Here is a 21715-nt window from a genome sequence, read left to right on the forward strand (position 1 = left end):
GCTGAGGCCCGTTTGCAACGCCGCGCCGCGTGCGGATGGGCAGAGTGGCGTACAAGCCGTACAATACAGCAGCACTTTGGCGGCGCCTACCCGGCGCCGCTTGCTCAAGCACCGCCACAAGCGGGCCAACAAATCCAGCCGGCGCAGCTCGGCATCTTCCGTGAGACTCGTATGAAAATTGAAAATCCGAATCCGATCCAATGGCGCTTTGCCGAACGCGCGGAACAGCTGCAAAGCTCGTTCATCCGCGAAATCCTGAAGATCACGCAGCGCCCTGAGATCATTTCGTTTGCCGGCGGCCTGCCCTCGCCCGCCACCTTCCCCGTCGAGGAAATGAAGACGGCCTTCGACAAGGTCCTGTCCAGCAATGGCAAAGTGGCCCTGCAGTACGGCCCCACCGACGGCTACCTGCCGCTGCGCCAGTGGATCGCCGACTCACTCTCCGGCAATGGCAGCACCATCCTGCCGGAACAGGTGCTGATGACGTCCGGCTCGCAGCAGGCGCTGGACTTGCTGGGCAAGGTCCTCATCGACGAAGGCAGCAAGGTATTGGTGGAAACCCCCAGCTACCTGGGCGCGCTGCAGGCGTTCTCCGTCTACCGCCCCCAATTCGTGTCCGTCGATACCGATGACGAAGGCCTGGTGCCGTCGTCGATCAACCCCGTCGCCGACGGCGCGCGCCTGCTGTACGCGCTGCCGAACTTCCAGAACCCGACGGGACGCAGCCTGTCCGTGGCGCGCCGCGTGGAACTGGTGGAAACCTGCGCCCGCCACGGCCTGCCGCTGATCGAGGATGATCCGTACGGCGCCCTCAGCTACAGCGGCGAACCGTACCCGAAGATGATCAACATGAATCCGGACGGCGTCATCTACATGGGTTCGTTCTCCAAGGTGCTCACGCCCGGCATCCGCCTCGGCTACGTGGTGGCGCCGATGCCGCTGGTGCGCCGCCTGGAGCTGGCCAAGCAGGCAGCCGACCTGCACACCTCGCAGCTGACGCAGATGGTCGTGCATGAAGTGATCAAGGATGGCTTCCTGGAGCGGCATATCCCCAGCATCCGCAGCCTGTACGGCAACCAGTGCCAGGCCATGCTGTCGGCCCTGGAAGAGCACTTTCCGGCCGGCGTCACCTGGACCAGGCCGGAAGGCGGCATGTTCATCTGGGTCACCCTGCCGAAGCACATCGACGCCATGCAACTGCTCGATGAAGCCATCGCCAACAAGGTGGCCTTCGTGCCGGGCGCGCCGTTCTACGCCAACACGCCGGACACGCACACCCTGCGCCTGTCCTTCGTGACGGTGCCGCCGGAACGCATCCGCGAGGGCATCGCCATTCTGGGCAAGCTGATCGCCGCCAAAGTATAAATCCGCGCTTCACGCCCCGCCTTGCGCGGGGCGTTTCCGCCACACCGCCCCAGCACCCCACTGCCGGGCACGCGTCTTCGTCTTCCAAAAACAGCGTTTACGGCGGCAACTTCGTGTATTTATTTTTAAAAGTATCATAAAAATAATATTTTACCCGCTCGTCGACCATCATTTTTTACCCAATAAATTAACAAGGCGGTATGATTCGCCCACAGCGTCAGTTTTGACTCCGGTCAGCCTTTGACTACACGTGTCGCGCCCAGGGTCCGCAGTTGGCGGCCAGGACAACACTCCCGGCACGCCCCTGCCCGCCCATCAGGCGTGGCGGCAGCGGCTTGGCGGGCTTCGGCGCCGCCGAAAGTGCAGCAAACGCTGGCCTCGCGCAGCACATCCGAGAAGGCCGGTAGCAATGAGTCCAGGCAGTGTGGGATATTCCCAGCGGCATGAAGCCGCCATTTTGATTGTCGATGATGCGCCGGCCAATCTTGAGCTGCTGCGCAAGCTGATGAGCGAACAGGGGTATCAAACCTATGTCGCCACGTCCGGCGAACGGGCGCTGGCGATCGCCCAGCGCGCCCATCCCGACCTGATCCTGCTCGACGTGCTGATGCCCGACATGGACGGCATCGAAACCTGCCGCCGCCTCAAGCAGCATCCGCTGACGCAGCGCATCCCCGTCATCTTCATGAGCGCCAAGACGGAAACGGAAGACGTGGTGGCCGGCTTCGACTGCGGCGCCGTCGATTACATCAGCAAGCCGCTGCGCATGGCCGAAGTGTGCGCGCGCGTGCGCGCCCAGCTGCAAATCCGCAGCAACAATGAAACCCAGCAGGAACAGGCCGAACGCCTGCGCACCATCGTCAACAACATGGCCGAAGGCCTGCTGATCATCGAGGCCGACGGCCGCATCCAGTACACCAATCCCGCCTGCGACCAGTACCTGGGCTACCGCGAAAACGAGCTGGCCGGGCGCTCCATCGGCGAGCTGCTCAGCCCCCTGGTGACACAGGAATACCTCGATTACTTCGCCATGTACGCGGCCAATCCGGAGACGGCGCACAACCACGGCACGCGCGAAGTGGCGATCCGCCACCGCAACGGCGCGACGCTGAGCATGGATCTGACCCTGACGCCCATGTATCTGCGCCAGCCCCTGTATATCGGCCTGCTGCACGACATCACGCACCACAAGCAGTCGGAAGACGCATTGCAGCGCGCCGCCTACCTCGATCCGCTGACGAAAATCGCCAACCGCCGGCATTTCGACAGTTTCCTGGAAAAAGAGTGGCAACGCGCCGTGCGCGGCGGCGGCGCCCTGTCGCTGGTAGTACTCGACGTCGACCATTTCAAACTGTACAACGACAGCCTGGGACACCCCGCCGGCGACAGCTGCCTGCAGCGGGTGGCGCAAGCCATCGATGCGCACGCCAGCCGCTCCGGCGACCTGGCGGCCCGCTACGGCGGCGAGGAATTCGTCCTGCTGTTTGCCGACACGGATGCCGACAGCGCCCTGCACCTGGCCGAGGCCATTCGCGCCAGCATCGAAGCGCTGCAACTGCCGCATCCGCGGTCAAGCACCTCGCCGTGGATTACCGTCAGCATCGGCGTGGCAACCATCCACCCGCACCAGCTGGACGACCGCGAAGCGCTGTTCGTCGCCGCCGACCGCGCCCTGTACGTGGCCAAGGAAGGGGGCCGCAACCAGGTGCGCGCCACGCAGTCGGGCAGCGCGGCCTGGGAAACGGTCAAGGCGATCATTTTACGTTGACGTTTGAAGTTGGAAGTTCAACGGAACATGCAACGGACCGGGAGTAGGCCCAAGTCACAAAAAAAAGGCACTCCGGGCCAAGCGGGCCTGAAAAATGTCGAGGGCAAGGCGCAGCGACGCAGACAGTACGCATGTACGGCAAGGAAGCTGCAACGCCGCCATCGGCATTTTCTCAGGCCCGCGTCTCCGGCCCGCCGTTCTTAAAGTGAATCAGAACTTTCTCGACACGCTCAACTTCGCATTGCGCCCCACGCCGGTGACCGCCTCGCTCAGGTAAGGCATGTAATTGCGGTTGAAGACATTATCGACCGTCAGGCGCACTTCCGTGCCGCGCCAGACGCCTTGCCTGCCATTCCACGATGCGAACAGCGTGTGCAGCGCATAGCCCTTCGACGGCGGCAAGCGGTACACGCTCCCCACCGGCAGCACGCGCTCCTGCTTCGCCACGAAACGGCCCTGCCAGCCCACGCTGGCGCCCAGGTCGGGGAAGCGCCAGCCCAGTCCCGCCATCAGCTTGTCCGGCGCAATGGTCGACACGGGTTCATCCGCGCCCCACGGGTCGCGCTGCGATCCCGTGCGGGTGCCGCGCTGCTTCGACAGCGAGGCGCTGGCAAACAGGCGCGGCGAGTTGTAATAGGACTCCACTTCCACGCCCTGCGTATGGAAACCGGCCAGGTTGCGGTAGTCGGACAGGGCCGGCGGCACCTTGCCTGATCCCGGCTCGTAGCCTTCGACCAGCACGCCCAGGCGCGGGCCGATATTGTCGCTGACGCGGTTGCGGTAGACCGTCAGGCGCAGCTGCGCGTCGTCGCGCTCCATGAACACGTTCTGGCGGTGCAGCATGGCGCCGGCGCGCACGGCCGTCACGCGCTCGACGGCCAGGGTGCGGCTGGTGGCCGGCGTCGATGAACCGACGCGCGGCGACATATAGTATTCATTCGAATACATCTCGTCGATGGTCGGCGCGCGCCACGTACGGCTCAAGTCGCCGAACAGCGCCATGCTGTCCGACGCCTTCCAGAACAGCCCCAGCCGGGGCGACCAGTCCGCGTGCACCTTTTCGCTGAAATCGTGGCCTGCGGCCGGCAGCGGGCTGTTGTAGCGCGACGCCTTGTTCGGCACGCCCTCGGAGACGACGCGGTCGTGGCGCAGCGCCGCCGTCAGCGTCACGCTGCCATAGGTGATGGCATCCTGCAGATACAACCCCGTGGTTTCCTGGCGCCCGGCCGGCATGTAGTAGGGCTGGAAGTAGCCGTAGTTGTAGCTGGGGTCCTTCAGCGCCGTCGACGACGGGTAGTACATCAGGGTGTCGCGCACGTTCTTGTGCCATTGCAGGCCCGTTTGCAGCACGTGCGACACGGCGCCCGTGACAAACACGCTCTCGTTGCGCACCTCGGCAATGCGGTCGACGTACGAGGCCCAGCTCTCGTTGCCCAGGGAGCCCAGGTAGGAACCCGGCGAAGCCGATGGCAGACGCTTGTCATGCTGGTCCGTGTGCGAGTAGCCGGCGCTGGCCGTCAGCTTGATCCATGGATTATCCTGCGGCGCGTACTGCCACTTCACGGAATAGGTGTCGTCGTCCTGGTCGCGGTACACGGCCTTGCGCTGCCACGCCTCCTCCAGTCCATATTTTTTGATTTCCGCCTCGGTCGGCGTGGGCACGTCCTCGCCCATGGCGGCGAACGGCCCCCAGCCCGAACTACCGCTCTTCATCGCCGTCAGGGTCAGCAGCTGCTCCGGCGTCAGCCGGATATTCAGCTTGGCCAGGCTCGATGGCGCGTCGATGGCGGAAAAGCGGAATGGCTTGCCATCGGGTTTGCGCAAGTCGTCCGACTTGCGCTGCGTGGTGAAAGCCATGGCGTCGAAGCGACCGTCTTGCGTGCGGCCGTAGACGGCCACGGTGGCGTCGTTTTCGCCATTGTTCGAGTGGCGCGAATACTTGAGCATGGCGCCCGCGCTCTCGCCGCCTTCCAGCAAGTCCTGCGCATCCTTGGTCTCGACCGTGATGACGCCGCCGAAGCCGCCATTGCCGTACAAGCTCGTATGCGCGCCCTTGTTCACTTCGATCTGCTTGATCAGCTCCGGCTCGATGAAGATGGAACCCTGGCGGTACTTCTCGAAGCCCTTGGGCACGCCGTCGAGGATGACTTTCACGTCCTGCACTTTATTGAAGCCCCAGATATTGAGGCTCTGGCCGCTGGGACGGGCCGTGCCGGCCAGGTCCACGCCGGGCAAGGTGTCGAGCAAGGAGGCGACATTGTCGGCCTGCTGGCGTTCGATGTCGGCGCTGTTGATATACGAGCGGCCGGCCGTGCCGGCGCTGATGGCGTCGCCAAAGACGCTGATGGCCGGCATCTGTACCGCATCGGCCTTGTCCGCCTTCGCTGCCGCCCACGCATGGCCCTGCGCGCCCCCCAATGCCAGCGCCAGCGCGGCGGCCAGCGGGGTCAATCCTTGTTTGCTGCTGCTCTTCATCGCTATCCTTGCCTGGGTTTGCTTGCAACTTGATGCTGCTGGAATGAAAAAACGCAGGGCAGAGGACAGGCGGCGCACGATCAAGCGGCGGCGTTGACGGAAGCGTTGCGGCGGAGCTCTGCCCGCACGAACGTGCCGCCGGCGCATGGCCGGCGGCACGCTGCAGTCACCGGGATAAGTTGCCTTAGTGAAATGCGGAACACATCATATATTAGATGCGAATGATTCGCAATAGCATTTAAGGAGTAGCTATTCCGGATAGCCGGTGATGTCGGCGATCTCGCGGTACAAGGGCTGCAGCCGCGCATACATCTTGCGGTAGACGCGCCGGTACAGCTGTTCATAGATTTTGCGGTGCTCGGGATGGGGCTGGAACACCTTGCCCTTGCGCGTCATGGCTTGCACGGCGGCGGGAAAGTCCGCATGCCAGCCCAGGCCCACGGCGGCGGCGATGGCCGCGCCCAGGCCCGAGCTTTCATACACGTGGGCGCGCGCGGCCGGCAAGCCGAAGATATCGGCCGTCAGCTGCATGGCGGCGTCGCTTTGCGAGCCGCCGCCCGCGATGCGCAGCTCCGTAATCGCCACGCCGCTGCGCTGCTCGATGCGCTCCTTGCCTTCGCGCAGCGCATACGCCAGGCCTTCGAGGATGGCGCGGTAGATGTGCGCGCGCGTATGCACGTCGCCAAAGCCGATCATGGCGCCCTTCGCTTCCGGCCCCGGCACCTTGATGCCGGGACTCCAGTACGGCTGCAGCATCAGGCCCATGGAGCCGGGCGGCACGGCGTCGACCAGGCGGTCGAACAGCGCTTCGGCCGAGAGGCCCGTGCCATCCTCGGCGGCCGCCGCCCGTTCGCGGTCGCCGAACTGCTCCTTGAACCAGTTGACCATCCAGTAGCCGCGGAAAATCTGCACTTCCGTGCTGTAGGCGCCCGGCATGGCGGCCGGGTACGGCGGGATAAAACGCGTCACTTCCACGTATTTGCGGCTGGTCGTGTTGATGGTGGCCGTGGTGCCGTAGCTCAGGCACGCCACGTGCGGCTCGACGCAGCCGGCGCCCAGCACCTCGCACGCCTTGTCGGCGGCCGCCGCCAGCAGCGGCGTGCCCTCCGGGATGCCCGTCGCCGCGGCGGCCGATGCCGTGATGGCGCCCATGCGCGCGCCCGGCGCCACCAGCTCGGGCAGCATGGAACGTCGTATCGCCAGCGCCTGCCATTTCCAGTCGAAGCGCCCGGCCCAGGCGTGGCGCTTGTAGTCGAACGGGATGTAGGCCACTTGCGAGCCCGTTGAATCGATGTATTTTCCGCAGAGGCGGTGATTCAAAAAGCCCGACAGCAGCAGGAATTTGTGCGTGCGGCGCCAGATGTCGGGCTGTTGCGCCGCAATCCAGTTGATCTCGGCCTCGCGGCGGAAGTACGTGATCGTGCCATCGAGGCGCGTGGCGCGGAACAGGGCGCGCCACCACGGCGCCAGGCGGGGAATATCGCGCGTGCTGCGCTGGTCCAGCCAGGTGATGGCGGGGCGCAGCGGCGCGCCGTGTGCATCCACGTTGACCACCGTGCCGCGCTGCGTGGTGACGGCCACGCCGGCCACCGCGGATTTGGCAATGTCCGTGCCGCGCCACAGCTGCTGGCACGCTGCGCACACGGCTAGCCAGTAGCCGTCGGCGTCGTGCTCGGCCCAGCCGGGGTGGTCGGAATAATACGCTTCCAGGAAAACCTGCGCCTTGGCCGCCAGCGTCCCCTCGCGGTCGAACAGCAGCGCGCGCACGCTTTGCGTGCCATTGTCGATGGCGAGGATATACGGGCCATTGCCCGCCGCGGAGGCCATGGCTTACGCCACGCTGGCCAGCGCGGCGCGCAGCGCATGCAGCAGCGCTTGCGGCGTCAGCTCCGGCCGGGCGCTGAAGACGGGCGCTTCCCAGTCCTGATCCCGCACGGCCACCACGCGCAGGCGCCCCTCTACGCTCCATGCCGGATACCAGCCCAGGTCGACGATAGCGCCGTTTGCGCACGTGATTTGCAGCAGGTCTTCGCCCAGCTCGTCGACGAGGGTAGCCAACGGCTGGCGCAGGTCCAGCGGCGACAGGCTGTCGTAGGTGATGCGCGCGTCGCCCAGCGCCAGAGGCTGGCCAAACAGGGTGGTGTCGATGATGCTCTCCTCTTGTTTATTCTTATGGTTTTCAATCGCCCTGCGGCACGCTGTAATGGCGGCGCCACAGGGCCAGGTAGCGCTGCTGTTCTTCCTCCCAGCGCGCATCACTCCACCCCAGCTCATGCTGGCAGATGGCGCGCAAGCGCGGCATGATAGCAAGCGCGCCGCCGGCCAGCTGCAAACCGAGGCGCGTGCGCCGCAGCAGCAGGTCGTCCAGGTGCTGTACGTCCTCGCTGCGCGCGCCCCAGCGCAGCTGCGCCCACAGGGTCTGCGTGCCGGGCACCGGCGCCAGTTCGCCGTCCAGCGCCGCATCGCACAGCGCCTGCGCGGCCGCGCCGTGGCGGCCCAGCAGGCGCGCGCGCTGTTCGCCATCGAGCCGCAAGGCCTTGCCCGACAGGGCCGGCACTGCGTCAAAAACAGGCAGCGGGCGCAGGTCCGCCTGCCAGCCCGGCAGCAGCGGCGCCGCGCGGCGCAACGCATCGAGGGCGATCACGCGAAACGTCGTCAGCTTGCCGCCCGCCACCGTCAGCAAGCCGTTTTCCAGCCACAGCGCATGTTCGCGCGCTTCCTTCGACGGGTCAAGCTGGCCGCTGTCGATGACGGGACGCACGCCGGCAAACGTGGCCAGCACGTCGTCTTCGCCCAGCGCCAGCTGCGGGAACTGCCAGCGCAGCGCGGCCAGCAGGTAATCGAGCTCGCCGCGCGTGATGGCCGCCTCGCTTTCCAGGCCGCCGGCGTGGTCGACATCGGTGGTGCCGACCAGGGTTACGCCCTCCCACGGATAGGCGAAGACGGGGCGGCCATCGTGCGGGTGCATCAGGCTGACGGCCTGCGCCAGCGGCAAACGCCAGGCGGGCAGCAGCAGATGGCTGCCGCGCAGGGGCCGCAGTTTCGGCTGCTCGCCCACCTGGCCGCGCAAGGCGTCGGCCCAGGCGCCCGTGGCGCTGATCACCAGGCGCGCGCGCACGGCCGGCGTGCCGCCGCCGACGGCATCCTTCAGCGTGGCGCCGACGACCTGTTCATTTTCACGCAGCAGCGATGCCACGCCCAGGTAATTGACGGCCACGCCGCCATGGCGCCGCGCCTCCTGCAGCACCCGCAGCACCAGGCGCGCATCATCGGTCTTGGCGTCCTGGTACAGCATGCCGCCGCGCAGGCCGTCGCGCCGGACGTGCGGCGCCAGCATGGCAAAATCGTCTGCGGCGACATAGCGGCGCGCGCGCTTGCCCGCCATCACGTCGTAGATGGCCAGGCCCAGCATGAACTGGCGCCGCCCCGGCCGGCGGCCTACGTAGTCGCCAAAGGCAAAGCCCTGCGGCTCGACCAGCCCCGCCGCATCCGTCAGCAAGGCTTGCCGCTCATGCACCGACTCGCGCGTCAGCGCGAACTGTCCCTGCTTGAGGTAGCGCAAGCCGCCGTGCACCAGCTTCGACGAACGGCTCGACGTGCCCCAGGCGAAATCGCGCTGCTCCACCAGCAGCGCCGTCAAGCCGCGCCGCGATGCTTCGAGCAGGATGCCGGCGCCCGTGATGCCGCCGCCGACGATCAGCACATCCCACTCGCGCGCCAGGAGGCCAGGCAGCTCTGCCCTGTTCATGACGGACCGCCGGCGTCGGGCAGCAGTTTACCGGGATTCATCATGCCCTGCGGGTCCATCTGGCGCAGCAGCGCGCGCATGGCGGCGATGCCCAGTTCCCCCTTTTCGGCCATCAGCCACGGCGCGTGGTCCGTGCCGACGCCGTGCTGGTGGCTGATGGTGCCGCCGTTGGCGACGATGGCGGCGCCGGCCGCGTCTTTCAAGGTACGCCAGCGCGCCATGTTTTCCTCGAACGTGGGCGCCAGCCGGTACACATACGTGGTGTAGACGCTGGCGCCCTGCGGGTACAGGTGCGACAAATGCGTGTAGGCGTGCACCTGCTCGCCGTGCGCGGCCAGCGCGGTGCGGCCCGCCTGCTCCAGCGCCGCCATCATGGGCGCCACGCGGGGCCAGTCGACGGCCGTCTCCACCGTGTCGATGACATAGCCGTGTTCCCAGGCGCCGTTGCGCAGGTAGACATTGCGAAAGCGTCCCTGCTTCCATTTTTCGCCCATGTGCCGTCCCACGTGCACGCCCTTGTGCCGCCGCGCCAGCGCCAGGGCGCCGCGCAGGGCCGCGCGCGCCGGCTTTTCCTCTCCGCTGACGCCCACCATCAGCATGCACTTGCCTTCCCCGCAGCCGCGCAGGGACAGATAGCGTTCCAATAATCCCACCAGTTTCTTGTGCCCGGCCAGGGTCAGCATGGTTTGCGTTTCCGGTCCGTTCGACAGGCGCAGCAGCGACAGCGGCAGTTTTGCCTGCGCCAGCGCGCGCACGGCGGCCTGCGCCTCTTCCCAGGCGGCGAAGAACACGGCGTGGAACGCTTCGTACGGCGGCAGCGGAGAAATGCGCACGGTGGCCTGCGTCACGATGCCGATGCGGCCCTCCGAGCCGAGCACCATTTCGCGCAGGTCGATGCCGGCCGCCGACGCGGGGAAAGTTGGAATCGTCAGGGTGCCGGCCGGCGTTTCCACCACGCCGCCGGCGAACAGCTGCTCGATGCGGCCATAGCGCAGCGATTGCTGGCCCGACGAGCGCGTGGCGATCCAGCCGCCCAAAGTGGAATACTCGAACGACTGCGGATAGTGGCCCAGGGTATAGCCCTGCGCGCGCAGCTGGGCTTCCAGGTCAGGGCCGTACACGCCCGCGCCGAACGTGGCCAGCAGCGCCTCGCCGTCCAGGTGGCCCAGCGCGCACAGGTGCGTGAGGTTGATCGACAGCACGGGGCGCGGGCCCGGCGCCACCGTCAGGTGTCCGGCCACGCTGGTGCCGCCGCCATGCGCGATGACGGCCACGCAGGCCTGGCGCGCGTAATCGAGCAGCTGGCGCACCTGCAGGCCGCTGTCGGGAAAAGCCACGCCATCGGGCACCGCGCCGATGCGGCCGTGGCGCAATTTGAACCAGTCGGGCAGGCTTTGACCGAGCGCATGGCGCACGCGCGCAGCCGGCGTAGTATCGATGAGCGGATGCGGCGCCAGGCGCGAGGCAGGAACTTGCGCGCAGGCATCCTCGAAGCTGGCGTCAGCAATGGCGGTGCCCGGCCCCAGCCGTTCGCCCAGGAAGGCCAGCGCCTCCGCGCCCAGCGCATACACGATGCTTTCGTCACCCCAGCCATTCCAGCGTTGCATCGACATCCCCTGTGTTGGGCCAGTTGCGCGCCACGGCGGCTTGCTATACTGTTCTTGCCTGTTCAACAGCATATGCCGCCAGAAACGACGGGTATTGGTTTTTCATGACAATCGCATTGTTCCATCATGACAAGCACTGACAGCCACCACGCGGACGGCCGGGTCGCCGGCGCCTATCTGCAGCCGCTGCTGGAAGCGGCCGGCGCGCACGGCATCGCTGCCGCCGCCCTGGCGCGGGCGGCCGGCGTGCCGCCGCACAGCCTGGAAGCGACAGCGCCCGGCCTGGCCGCGCGCGACTACGTGCGCCTGCTCGATGCGGGCGCCAGCCTGGCGGGCGACGCGCATTTCGGCCTGCACGTGGGCCAGCGCGTGCGCATGGGCACGTACAGCGCGTATGGCTTGATTTTGCTCAGTTGCCAGAACGTGGGCCAGGCGCTGGAACAGACGGCCCGCTACGAGCGGCTGGCGCACGACCTGGGACGCTCGACCCTGCAGCGTGACGGCGCCGTCGCGCATTACCGCTGGGCCAGCAACTACCCGGGCGCCAGCCGGCACCTGGTCGACAGCGTCTTTGCCGGCGTCAAGGTGTGCGGCGAATGGCTGGCCGGCATGCCGCTGCCGCCGGCCCGGCTGGCATTTGCCCATGACGGCGGCGGCGAGCTGCTGCGCCACGCGGCGCACCGCGACGAATACGTGCGCGTGCTGGGCAGCCTGCCCGTCTTCAACGCCCCCGCCAACACGGCCACCTTCGATGCGCAATTGCTGGACTGGCCCGTGCCGAATGCCGACGTCAGCCTGTATCCCGTGCTGTGCCAGCACGCGGAACAATTGCTGGCGCAGCGCCAGGCCGAGGCGGGCGGCGGCATCGGCGCGCAGGTGCAGGCGGCCATCGTGGCCGGCCTGCGCCAGGGTCCGGCCAGGCTGGCGGACGTGGCCGCCGCGCTGGCCGTCACGCCGCGCACCCTGCAGCGCAAGCTGGCCGACGCGGGCACCAGTTTCCAGGCCCTGCTGGACCAGGCCAGGTACGGCCTGGCGCGCGACTATCTGCGCCAGCCGGGCCTGTCGCTGGTCGACATCGCCTTCCTGCTCGGCTACCAGGAGCAAAGCGCGTTCAACCATGCGTTCCGCACCTGGTCCGGCACCAATCCCGGCGCCTGGCGCCTGCAGGAACTGCAGGCCGGACAGGCCGCCTGACTGGCGTGCGCGCGCCATGCCCTGCCCGTTTTCTGGCTATACTGGCATGTCAGGCTCCCACCATCACTCCAACCCGCAATGCAAAGGATTAATATGCAACTCAAAGACAAAGTCGCACTGATTACCGGCGCCGCCAGTGGTATCGGCAAGGAAATGGCCATCGAATACGCCAAACAGGGCGCCAAGGTCGTCATCGCCGACCTGGCCCTGGAAGCGGCCAGCAAGACGGCCGAGGAAATCAAGCAGTCTGGCGGCCAGGCGTTTGCCGTCGCCATGGACGTCTCCAGCGAAGAGCAGGTCGACAAGGGCGTGGCGGACGCCGCGGCCCACTTCGGCGGCATCGACATTCTGATCAGCAATGCGGGCATCCAGATCATCAGCCCCGTCGTCGACTACCCGTTCGAGCAGTGGAAGAAGATGCTGGCCATTCACATGGACGGCGCCTTCCTCACCACGCGCGCCTGCATGCGCGAAATGCTCAAGGCCGGCCGCGGCGGCGCCATCATCTACATGGGCTCCGTGCACTCGCACGAAGGCTCGCCGTTCAAGAGCGCTTACGTTGCCGCCAAGCATGGTTTGCTGGGCCTGGCCAAGGTGGTGGCCAAGGAAGGCGCTAAGGATGGCATCCGCGCCAACGTCATCTGCCCCGGCTTCGTGCGCACGCCGCTGGTCGACAAGCAAATCCCCGAACAGGCGGCCCAGCTGAACATCAGCGAAGAAGACGTGATCAAGAAAGTCATGCTGAAAGACACCATCGACGGCGAATTCACCACCACGCAGGACGTGGCGCAAACGGCCGTGTTCCTGGCCGCGTTCCCGTCGACGGCACTGAGCGGACAATCCATCGTCGTCAGCCACGGCTGGCACATGCAATAATAGTGACGCCCGCCCACATCGGCTGCGCGGCGCCCTGTGCGGCCTGCGATGCTCGCTGTGCTCCAGCACAGCTGCGCGTCTCGGCCACACATCGCTGCCGCTCGCGATGATGTGGACGGGCGTTGCAGCGTTAGCGTATCAACCCTCCGCGCCTTTCCCGAAAGTTCCCAATTGCAAGACAACACTTACCGCCACCCGCGCGCGGGCTGGCCGGGGCGCCTGTTTGCCGCGCTCGCCAACTGCACGCGCTTTGCCCATCTGCGCCAGGCTGTCATGTCGCGCCTGCCCTTCCTGACACTGCACAGCGACGTGCGCGATGTCGTCTACGTGAGCTGGCTGGTCGACGCCGCTGCCGCGCAGAAATTATTGCCGCCAGGCGTGGCCCTGTGGCAGCGCGACGGCAAGACGCCGTTCACCGTGCTGACCTACCGCCACGGCCATTTCGGCCCCGCCCTGCTGGGGCCCTTGCGCCGGCGAATGCCGTCTCCGCTGCAAAGCAACTGGCGGCTGTACCTGGACCACACGCCAGCGGGCGCGCCGGACGTGCCCTGCGTGTACTTCCTGAAAAATATCATGGACAGCCTGCCCCATGCGCTGGGCACGCGGCTGTTCAGCGACATCCTGCCGACGCACCTGGCGAACGCCATGACGCTGGATGTTTCTGCCAAGCAAGCCCATTGCGCCATTGCCGGCGGCGCCGGCAGCGCTCCACCGCTGGACGTGCAGGCCGCCATCGGCGGCGGCAAGGCCCTCGATGGCCACTGGCAACAGCTGTTCGGCAGCTGGCGCGACGCCGTCGCCTTCCTCGCTTGTCAGGATGCGGCCATCGCGTCCGTGCCGCGCAATGGCAAGCTGGTCTTCGGCGAAATCGACTTGCCCGTTGATCTGGATCAAGTACAAGCGCTGACGGCCTTGCGCGCCGACTGCGGCTTGCTGGCGCAGTTGCCGCCCCTGTCCGCCCCGTTCGCCTTTCTCGTGCCCAAGGTTCCCTTCAAGGCGCTGTCAGAGCGCCTGCTGTAACACGGCGCTCCGGCGCGGGCGCGGGCGGGCCGCCGCGCCGCCGCTCTAGCTTGAACAGGGCCATGGCTTGCTCCAGCTGCAAGGCCTGGTCTTGCAGCGATGCGGAAGCGGCCGCCGACTCTTCCACCAGGGCCGCGTTCTGCTGCGTCACTTCATCCATCTGCGTGACGGCCATGTTGACCTGGCCGATGCCGTGGCTTTGCTCGCGCGAGGCCCAGGCGATTTCTTCCATGATGCCATGCACGCCCTGCACCGCGCCCAGCATTTCGGCGCTGCTGGCGCCCGCCTGCTGCGCCAGCCGCGCGCCCGCCTGCACCTGTTCCAGCGAGGATGTGATCAACTGCTTGATTTCCGTCGCCGCCGCCGCGCTGCGGTGGGCCAGGCTGCGCACCTCACCGGCCACGACGGCAAAACCACGGCCCTGGTCGCCCGCGCGCGCCGCTTCCACGGCCGCGTTCAGGGCCAGGATATTCGTCTGGAAGGCGATGCCCTCGATAATGCCCGTAATGTCGCCGATCTTCCTCGATGACGCGTTAATGTCCGCCATCATCGTCACCATCTGGCCAACGATCTCGCCGCCGCGACCGGCCAGACCGTGCACCTTGCCCGCCATGTCGCTGGCCTGCACGGCATTGCCGCTGTTTTGCTGCACCGTGGCGGCCAGCTGCTCCATGCTCGACGCCGTCTGTTCCAGGGCCGAGGCCTGCGCCTCCGTGCGGCCCGACAGGTCCATATTGCCGGCGGCGATTTCCTGGCTGGCCATGCTGATGCGCAGGAAGTTGCCGCGCACGTCGCCGACGATGGAATGCAGGTTCACGCGCAGCTGGCGCAAGGAGCGCAGCAGCTGCCCCATCTCGTCGCGCCGCGTCGTGTCGAGCTCGCCCGTCAGGTCGCCGCCCGCCATCACGTCGCAGGCCTGGCGCGCCCGCTGCAGCGGCTGCAGCACCACCTTGTGCAAGGCATGCCAGAAATACAGGGTCAGGCACAGGGCCGCCACGGACAGCCCCGTCAGCCAGCCATGGGCCGCGGCCGGCAACAGGCCGGCATCCCACCCCAGCTGCAGCAGCAACAGCAGCACCAGCGCGCCCAGGTTCCAGGCGATGCGACGGCCCAGCGCCATGTCGCGCACGCTGAGCAGCCGGGCCAGCCAGCCCGTGCGCACGGCGGCGCCCTGGCTCAGGGCGATGCCGTCGGCCTGGCCCGCCTTGATGCGCGCGTACAGGGCCGACGCCTGCGCCACCTGCTGGCGCGTGGGCTTGGTGCGCACGGACATGTAGCCGACGGCCACGCCATCCTCGACCACGGGCGTCACGTTCGCCAGCACCCAGTAAAAATCGCCGTTCTTGCAGCGGTTCTTGACCATGCCGCTCCACGAGCGTCCCGAGCGGATGGTGGCCCAGAAATCGGCAAACGCTTCCACCGGCATGTCCGGGTGACGCAGGATGTTTTGCGGCGCGCCGATCAATTCTTCCGCGCTGTAGCCGCTGACAGTGATGAAATACGGATTCGCATACGTGATATTGCCTTGCAAGTCGGTAGTCGAGACGATGGTCTCGCTATCGCTCAGTGTGATCTCGGTATCGCTGACGGGAAGATTAAGTCGCATGGTCACATCCTCAGAGGTAGCCCGTACGGCGACGGGTATGCGGACAAGGCACGGTCGCCAGTCAGGAAAGCAGGCACGGCACTGGCACCACTATTTTAATATTTTGCTATTAATAAAATGTACTTTTATTCCACCCTTGCCAGCCGCTAAGCGATGGCGGGTTCGCCGGCCCAGTAGCGCTCCACGTCCTGCAAGCGCCAGCGTTCCGCGCTTTCCGTGGAAACAATGCGCTCCTGGCAACCCGGTGCGGCCAGGTCGATCACCGATGGCACGATGCAGGTGCCGGCACGGATGGAAAAAAACACCCGCACGGTGGGCTGGGTCAGCGGCTTGCCCGGCGTCTGCCCCACCACCACGGCCAGGCGTTCCGATTGCAGCCGCACCAGGGTGCCCAGCGGATAGATGCCCAGGCATTTGACGAAGGCGGCGAACAGCTGCGCGTCCAGGTGCGCGCCGCGCCAGGCGGCCATGCGGCGCAGCGAATCGGCCGGACACCAGCCCTGCTTGTACGGCCGGTTCGAGGTGATCGCGTCATACACGTCGCAGATGGCGCCCATGCGCGCATATAGGCTCACTTCCTCGCCGCGCAAGCCGTGCGGGTAGCCGCTGCCATCGAGTTTTTCATGGTGGTGCAGGCACACGTCGAGCGCCACCGGATCGAGCTCGCCCACCTCCTGCAGCATGCGGTGGCCGGCGGCCGGATGGGCGCGCACCGAGCCAAATTCCGCTTCGCTCAGGCTGCCCGGCTTGTTGAGGATGGCGGAAGGCACGGCCATCTTGCCTATGTCGTGCAACAGGCCCGCCAGGCCGGCCGAGCGCACCTGCTCGGGCGCCAGGCCCACCTCCGTGGCCAGCGCCGTCATCAGCGCGCACACGGCCACCGAATGCATATACGTGTAATTGTCGGCCGTTTTCAGGCGCGCCAGTCCCAGCAGCACGCTGCCGCCGCGCAACACCGACGCGGCGATATCGTCGACCAGTTCGTAAGCCTGCCCCACGGACAAGGCCTTGCCCATGCGCGCCTCGTCGAACATCGTCTGCACGGCCTGGCGCGAGTGTTCAAGCAGGCGGCGGGCATGCACCAGCTCCTCGTCGCGCGACATGGGCGCAGCCGCATTCTGCACGGGGGCGGCATCGGCCGCCGGCGCGGCCGCGACTGGCGGCACTACGACTGGCGGCACTACGGCTGGCGGCACCGCGGCCGCCGGCGGCGCCGCTTCCACCGGCGCCCGCCCGCGCGCCACGTCGATCCACACTTCGCAGAGGCGCGCCGCGCGGATGCGTTCCAGGTCAGCCTGCGACTCGAGCAAAAAGGAACGCTTCCAGAATGGCGTATCGAGCCAGGAACGCCCCAGACGCTCGACATACATTCCCAATACCAGCTCGCTACTCGCTATTTTTTTCAGCATGGCGTCTCTCCAGACATTCAAAATCGCAGCATTTACTTGCGAATTAACAACATCATACGCCAAAATCAAACGATTAAACCAAATATATTAATTTATATTGAAAAACCACAACAAACGCGACAATAATCACCAATTCTATCGTTTTCATTAATGCAATACGGAAGGTTGTCGAATATAACGATTCATCTCGAGTGACTTCGCTGCGCACGTGCGCACGGCTGCATGCGCCCGGCCAATCGATGGTGGAGGATGGATGCGTCATGGCTGCCGGCGACTGCATGGGCAAGCACACTGACTTGAACTGCGGGAAAGAACGGCGCCCTTGCCATGATGGGACAGCTCAGGCGTGCCGTGGGGACGCTGGCGCCAGGAGGAGAAGAGGGTCTGCCTGGCGCCGGCGCGGGACGCGGCGGCTGGGGCGCCGCCGCTGCAGATGCGGTCCGGCCGCCGACGGCTTAGCGCGGCACGTAGCGCCAGGCGCCACCTTCGAGCATGAAGGTCAGTTCCGTCTTGATCGCTTCCGGACGGCTAGGCACGCTCAATTCCGTGTCGCACGCCAGATAGCCCGTCTTGCGCCTGACGTCGCATTCATTGACGGCCTTGACCTGCATGGTGCTCTGCGCTTCCTGCATCTGCACGTCCTTGGCCGCCTCCGGATTGCGCGCCACTTCTTCCTTGGCCCAGGCGCGTATCATCGCTTGCGCCTCGGCCGGCGATGGTCCCGCGAACCTGGCGTCCTTGCGCTCGACGCCGACCCAGGTACCGTTATCGTTACGTAGCGGCAAGACCATAAAAGCGTCGCGCATGCCGGCGCTCATGCCGATCAGACACACCACCTCGCCCGGCACTTCCTGCGAATCCTGGCAACCCTGCAGGCTGGTGGCCTTGACGGGAATGGGAACCGGTATCGACGATTGCATCCTGGCTTGCGTTTTGGCCACGCCCGCCTGCACGGCGGCCTGGATGTGTTCGAATGTCGGCATGGTAGCGGCCTGGGCCGGCAAGGCGGCAAACAGGGCGGCGGCGGTCAGGGCGAGAGTAGTCAGGCGCATGGGTGTCAAAAAGTAGTGATCAAAAGCCGGCAGTCTAGCACTTTACATAAAAACAGCTGTTTCTATAGAGAACTATCATCCACGGCATCGGGCGCGAGAAAGGCGCCGCCCCCGTCCGCCTGCCCGCGCAGGCGCAGGCCGATGGCGCGCAGCATCTCGACCAGCTCGCGCAGCCGCAGGCCCTCGTCCGTCAGTTGATACTCGACCTTGACGGGCACTTCCGCGTAGACCGTGCGCGTGAGCAAGCCCGCCTCTTCCAGCGCGCGCAAGTCCAGGGTCAGCATGCGCTGCGAGATATTCGGCACGGCGCGGCGGATTTCGCTGAAGCGCTTCGGCCCCGCCATCAGATAGCTGAGCAGCACTACGCGCCAGCGCCCGCCCAGCAAGCGCATGGCTTCTTCCACGGCGCAGCCGGAGACATTGTCTTTCATGTGCATGCCCTATCTGGTATAAAAAATGTACCTATACCACATTATTCTGCCTTCTTCCAAATAGTAACTATCGCGATTAGACTGCCCTTCCCTCACCTGAATGGAACTCCAGCATGGAAACCACCCTGATCTACAGCGTGCCGTTCGGCTGCTCGTTTGCCGCCATCGCCGCCCTCGAATGGAGCGGCCTGCCGTATCGCCTGGCCCGCGTCGAAGCGCGCGACCCGGCCAGCAAGCAGCATCCGGCCTTTCTCGCCATCAATCCCCTGGGCCAGACGCCGGCCCTGCTCACGCACACAGGCGCGCCGCTGCTCGAAAGCATGGCGATCCTGCTGCATATCGCCGCCCGCGCACCGGCCAGCAGCCTGGGTTTTGCGCAGGGCACGCCCGCCGGCGACCGCCTGAACAGCGTGCTGTCCTTCCTGCACACGACCTTCCACGCGGCCTTCATGCCCGCCTTCCAGGCGTCGCGCGCGGCAGAAGACGATGCGCGCGCGGCCGTCTGGCGCGAGATGGCCGTCGAGAAGGTGAACAAGAGCCTGGCGCACCTGGAGCGCCTGCTCGATGGCCGCGCCTGGCTGGCCTCCGATGCCGCGCCGACGATTGCCGACGCCTACCTGGCCGCCACGGCGCGCTGGGCCGAACCGCTGCAGCTGGCGCGGCTAAGCGACTATCCGCAGGTGGCGCGCGTGCTGGCGGCGCTGGAACAGGACCCCGGCATCCGCTTTGCCCATGCCATCGAGGCGGGCTTGCCGGCCGCCAGCCTGGGCGGTTTCCGGGGCCACGTGGCGCTCGACCAACTGGCAAGTCCGGCCTGCTAACCGCCGGTCAACTCCCGCAGCAGGCGCGTCTTTGTTGCTATGATGGCGGGCTGCCGGCGATACAGCCGGCCACGTCAATACCATATCGATAACGTCGTCATCAGAATCGGGAGTTTGAATGAGTTTACTTCTGCTGCTCTTGGGAGCATTCAGTGCCGCCATGGCCACCACCGCCGTTGCTGCAGAACCGGCGCTGGCCGCGCCGCGCGGCTTCACCGTGGAAGACATGGTGGCCATGGAACGCGTGGGTCACCCCGTGCTGTCGCCGGACGCCACGCGCGTCGTCTACACGGTGCGCAGCACCAACCTGGACAAGAATCGCGGCAATACGCAGCTGTGGCTGATCGACCTGCGCGCGCCGAACGCGGCGCCGCGCCAGCTCACGCGCGGCGAGGCCAGCGCCGGCGACCCGCAATGGTCGCCGAACGGCGACGCCATCTACTTCCTGTCCAGCCGCTCCGGCTCCTCGCAAGTGTGGCAGTTGCCCCTGAACGGCGGCGAAGCGGCCAAGGTCACCGACCTGCCGCTGGACGTCGACACCTACCGCTTGTCGCCCCAGGGCGACCGCCTGGCCTTCAGCATGGGCGTGTTCCTCGATTGCGCGGACCTCGCCTGCACCAAGAAGCGCCTCGATGAAAAAGCGAAAAACAAGGCGACCGGCATGGTCTACGACCAGATGTTCGTGCGCCACTGGGATACCTGGGCCGACGGCCGCCGCAACGCGCTGTACTCGGCGCCGATCGACGCGACCGGCAAGGTCAGCGCCGCGCCCGTGAGCCTGAGCGGCACCCTCGATGGCGACGCGCCATCGAAGCCCTTCGGCGACAACGGCGAATACAACTTCAGCCCGGACGGCAAGACGGTGGCCTTCTCCGTGCGCGTGGCCGGCCGCACGGAATCGTGGTCGACCAACTTCGACGTCTACACGATACCGGCCGCCGGCGGCCAGGCGCCGCGTAACCTCACGGCCGACAATCCGGCCTGGGACGCGAAAGCCGCCTACTCGCCCGACGGCCGCACCCTGGCCTACGTCGCCATGACCAGGCCTGGCTTTGAAGCGGACCGTTTTCATTTGGTGCTGATGGACGTCGCCACGGGCAAGAAGCGCACCGTCGCCGATGACTGGGACCGTTCCGTGGCCGACTTCCGCTGGACGCCGGACGGCAAGGCCTTCCTCGTCGCCGCCGACGACGTGGGCCAGCACCGTTTGTTCCACATCGACGCGGCCAGCGGCAAGGTCAACGCGCTGACGGGCAAAGGCGCCGTGGGCGACTTCGACGTGCGCGGCAATACCATCGTGCTGGCGCAGGCGAACCTGGCCTCGGGCGCGCAGCTGTACACGCGCAAGCTCGACGCCAAGTCGGAAAACGCGCCGATGGTCCAGCTGACGAAGCAGAATGCGGCAGCGCTGGCCAACGTGCGCTTTGGCGAATATGAACAATTCTCGTTCGCGGGCGCGGATGGCGAAACCGTCTACGGCCACGTCATGAAGCCATGGAATGCCAAGGCCGGCGAAAAGTATCCGGTGGCCTTCCTCGTGCATGGCGGCCCGCAGGGCAGCTTCGGCAACAGCTGGAGCTACCGCTGGAATCCGCAAGTGTATGCGGGCGCCGGCTACGCCACCGTTTTCATCGATTTCCACGGTTCCACCGGCTATGGCCAGAAGTTCACGGATTCCATCAGCGGCGACTGGGGCGGCAAGCCGCTGCTCGACCTGCAAAAGGGACTGGAAGCGGCCACCAAGAAATTCCCGTGGCTGGACCGCGAGCGCAGCTGCGCGCTGGGCGCGTCCTACGGCGGCTACATGATGAACTGGATCGCCGGTAACTGGCCGGACGGCTTCAAGTGCCTGGTCAACCACGACGGCGTGTTCGACAACCGCGGCATGGCTTACGCGACGGAAGAACTGTGGTTCACCGAGTGGGAAAACGGCGGCACCTATTATGACGCGCCGGCCAAGTACGAGCAGTTCAATCCCGTCAACTTCGTGAAGAACTGGAAGACGCCGATGCTGGTGGTGCAGGGCGACCTGGACTTCCGCATCCCCACGGCGCAAGGCCTGGGCACCTTCACGGCGCTGCAGCGCCGCGGCATCCCGAGCAAGCTGCTGGTCTTCCCGGACGAGAACCACTGGGTGCTGAAGCCGGCCAACTCGCTGCTGTGGCATCACACGGTGCTGGACTGGTTGAACACCTACACCAAAAAATAAGCCTGCCCACAGTAAAAAAGCCGCACAGTTCATAACTGTGCGGCTTTTTTTATCCTTCTGACCCGTCCTGGAATAAGTTGACACTTTTTCGTTACAGAGAAGGAGTGTCCGATGGAACAAGGGTTTCGACGCAG

Annotated in this window: 16 protein-coding genes; 7 read left to right on the forward strand and 9 right to left on the reverse strand. The window is 66.1% G+C overall.

All coding sequences use genetic code 11. The annotated features are described in order from the left end of the window. Nucleotides 1–171 precede the first annotated feature (171 nt). A complete protein-coding gene (locus AC07VI_RS27065; protein ID WP_086146191.1) occupies nucleotides 172–1365 on the forward strand; it encodes an aminotransferase-like domain-containing protein in 1194 nt (397 codons plus the stop codon). Between the two features lie 409 nt (nucleotides 1366–1774). Beyond that, nucleotides 1775–3133, forward strand: a complete 1359-nt coding sequence (locus AC07VI_RS27070) for a diguanylate cyclase (RefSeq protein WP_086146192.1) — start codon at nucleotides 1775–1777, stop codon at nucleotides 3131–3133. A 210-nt stretch (nucleotides 3134–3343) separates the two neighbouring features. On the opposite strand, the gene AC07VI_RS27075 is transcribed toward AC07VI_RS27070, so the two are convergent. The 5 genes from AC07VI_RS27075 to AC07VI_RS27095 form a co-directional block, all read right to left on the reverse strand. Then, complete coding sequence (locus AC07VI_RS27075; RefSeq protein ID WP_492993341.1) at nucleotides 3344–5608, reverse strand: TonB-dependent hemoglobin/transferrin/lactoferrin family receptor; 2265 nt, start codon at nucleotides 5606–5608, stop codon at nucleotides 3344–3346. Between the two features lie 249 nt (nucleotides 5609–5857). Further along, nucleotides 5858–7435 (reverse strand): FGGY-family carbohydrate kinase, encoded by a 1578-nt coding sequence (locus AC07VI_RS27080; protein WP_099420903.1) that lies wholly within the window; start codon nucleotides 7433–7435, stop codon nucleotides 5858–5860. Nucleotides 7436–7438: 3 nt separating this feature from the next. Continuing rightward, on the reverse strand, nucleotides 7439–7864 hold the full coding sequence (locus AC07VI_RS27085) for a hypothetical protein (RefSeq protein WP_492993339.1): 426 nt from the start codon (nucleotides 7862–7864) through the stop codon (nucleotides 7439–7441). Beyond that, a complete protein-coding gene (locus AC07VI_RS27090; protein WP_492993337.1) occupies nucleotides 7788–9356 on the reverse strand; it encodes a glycerol-3-phosphate dehydrogenase/oxidase in 1569 nt (522 codons plus the stop codon). Before AC07VI_RS27090 ends, AC07VI_RS27085 begins: the two co-directional genes overlap by 77 nt. After that, nucleotides 9353–10963 (reverse strand): FAD-binding oxidoreductase, encoded by a 1611-nt coding sequence (locus AC07VI_RS27095; RefSeq protein ID WP_492993335.1) that lies wholly within the window; start codon nucleotides 10961–10963, stop codon nucleotides 9353–9355. Before AC07VI_RS27095 ends, AC07VI_RS27090 begins: the two co-directional genes overlap by 4 nt. A gap of 126 nt (nucleotides 10964–11089) precedes the next feature. Between AC07VI_RS27095 and AC07VI_RS27100 the strand changes: the two genes are divergently transcribed. The 3 genes from AC07VI_RS27100 (at nucleotide 11090) to AC07VI_RS27110 (ending at nucleotide 14053) form a co-directional block, all read left to right on the forward strand. Then, a complete protein-coding gene (locus tag AC07VI_RS27100; RefSeq protein ID WP_086146197.1) occupies nucleotides 11090–12157 on the forward strand; it encodes an AraC family transcriptional regulator in 1068 nt (355 codons plus the stop codon). Between the two features lie 93 nt (nucleotides 12158–12250). After that, the gene (locus AC07VI_RS27105) at nucleotides 12251–13033 is read left to right on the forward strand and encodes a 3-hydroxybutyrate dehydrogenase (protein WP_086146198.1); all 783 of its coding nucleotides are present in this window, start codon (nucleotides 12251–12253) and stop codon (nucleotides 13031–13033) included. A 171-nt stretch (nucleotides 13034–13204) separates the two neighbouring features. Continuing rightward, nucleotides 13205–14053, forward strand: coding sequence for a DUF2071 domain-containing protein (locus tag AC07VI_RS27110; RefSeq protein ID WP_099420900.1), 849 nt, complete (start codon nucleotides 13205–13207; stop codon nucleotides 14051–14053). On the opposite strand, the gene AC07VI_RS27115 is transcribed toward AC07VI_RS27110, so the two are convergent. The 4 genes from AC07VI_RS27115 to AC07VI_RS27130 form a co-directional block, all read right to left on the reverse strand. Beyond that, nucleotides 14025–15659 carry a methyl-accepting chemotaxis protein gene (locus AC07VI_RS27115; RefSeq protein ID WP_492993331.1) on the reverse strand — a complete coding sequence of 545 codons (1635 nt, stop codon included), beginning with the start codon at nucleotides 15657–15659 and terminating at the stop codon, nucleotides 14025–14027. The genes AC07VI_RS27110 and AC07VI_RS27115 overlap by 29 nt on opposite strands. Before the next feature lie 146 nt (nucleotides 15660–15805). Then, nucleotides 15806–17068 (reverse strand): cyclic di-GMP phosphodiesterase, encoded by a 1263-nt coding sequence (locus tag AC07VI_RS27120; protein ID WP_492993329.1) that lies wholly within the window; start codon nucleotides 17066–17068, stop codon nucleotides 15806–15808. 455 nt (nucleotides 17069–17523) lie between these two features. Further along, complete coding sequence (locus AC07VI_RS27125) at nucleotides 17524–18120, reverse strand: hypothetical protein (RefSeq protein WP_492993327.1); 597 nt, start codon at nucleotides 18118–18120, stop codon at nucleotides 17524–17526. A 62-nt stretch (nucleotides 18121–18182) separates the two neighbouring features. After that, the gene (locus AC07VI_RS27130; RefSeq protein ID WP_492993325.1) at nucleotides 18183–18551 is read right to left on the reverse strand and encodes a winged helix-turn-helix transcriptional regulator; all 369 of its coding nucleotides are present in this window, start codon (nucleotides 18549–18551) and stop codon (nucleotides 18183–18185) included. A 113-nt stretch (nucleotides 18552–18664) separates the two neighbouring features. Here AC07VI_RS27130 and AC07VI_RS27135 point away from each other — a divergent pair, with 113 nt between their 5' ends. Together AC07VI_RS27135 and AC07VI_RS27140 are read left to right on the forward strand one after the other, a co-directional pair. Continuing rightward, nucleotides 18665–19372 carry a glutathione S-transferase family protein gene (locus AC07VI_RS27135; RefSeq protein WP_492993323.1) on the forward strand — a complete coding sequence of 236 codons (708 nt, stop codon included), beginning with the start codon at nucleotides 18665–18667 and terminating at the stop codon, nucleotides 19370–19372. Between the two features lie 118 nt (nucleotides 19373–19490). Next, a complete protein-coding gene (locus AC07VI_RS27140; protein WP_492993322.1) occupies nucleotides 19491–21581 on the forward strand; it encodes a S9 family peptidase in 2091 nt (696 codons plus the stop codon). Nucleotides 21582–21715 lie beyond the last annotated feature (134 nt).

The organism is Janthinobacterium sp. GW821-FHT03A03, assembly GCF_059421435.1.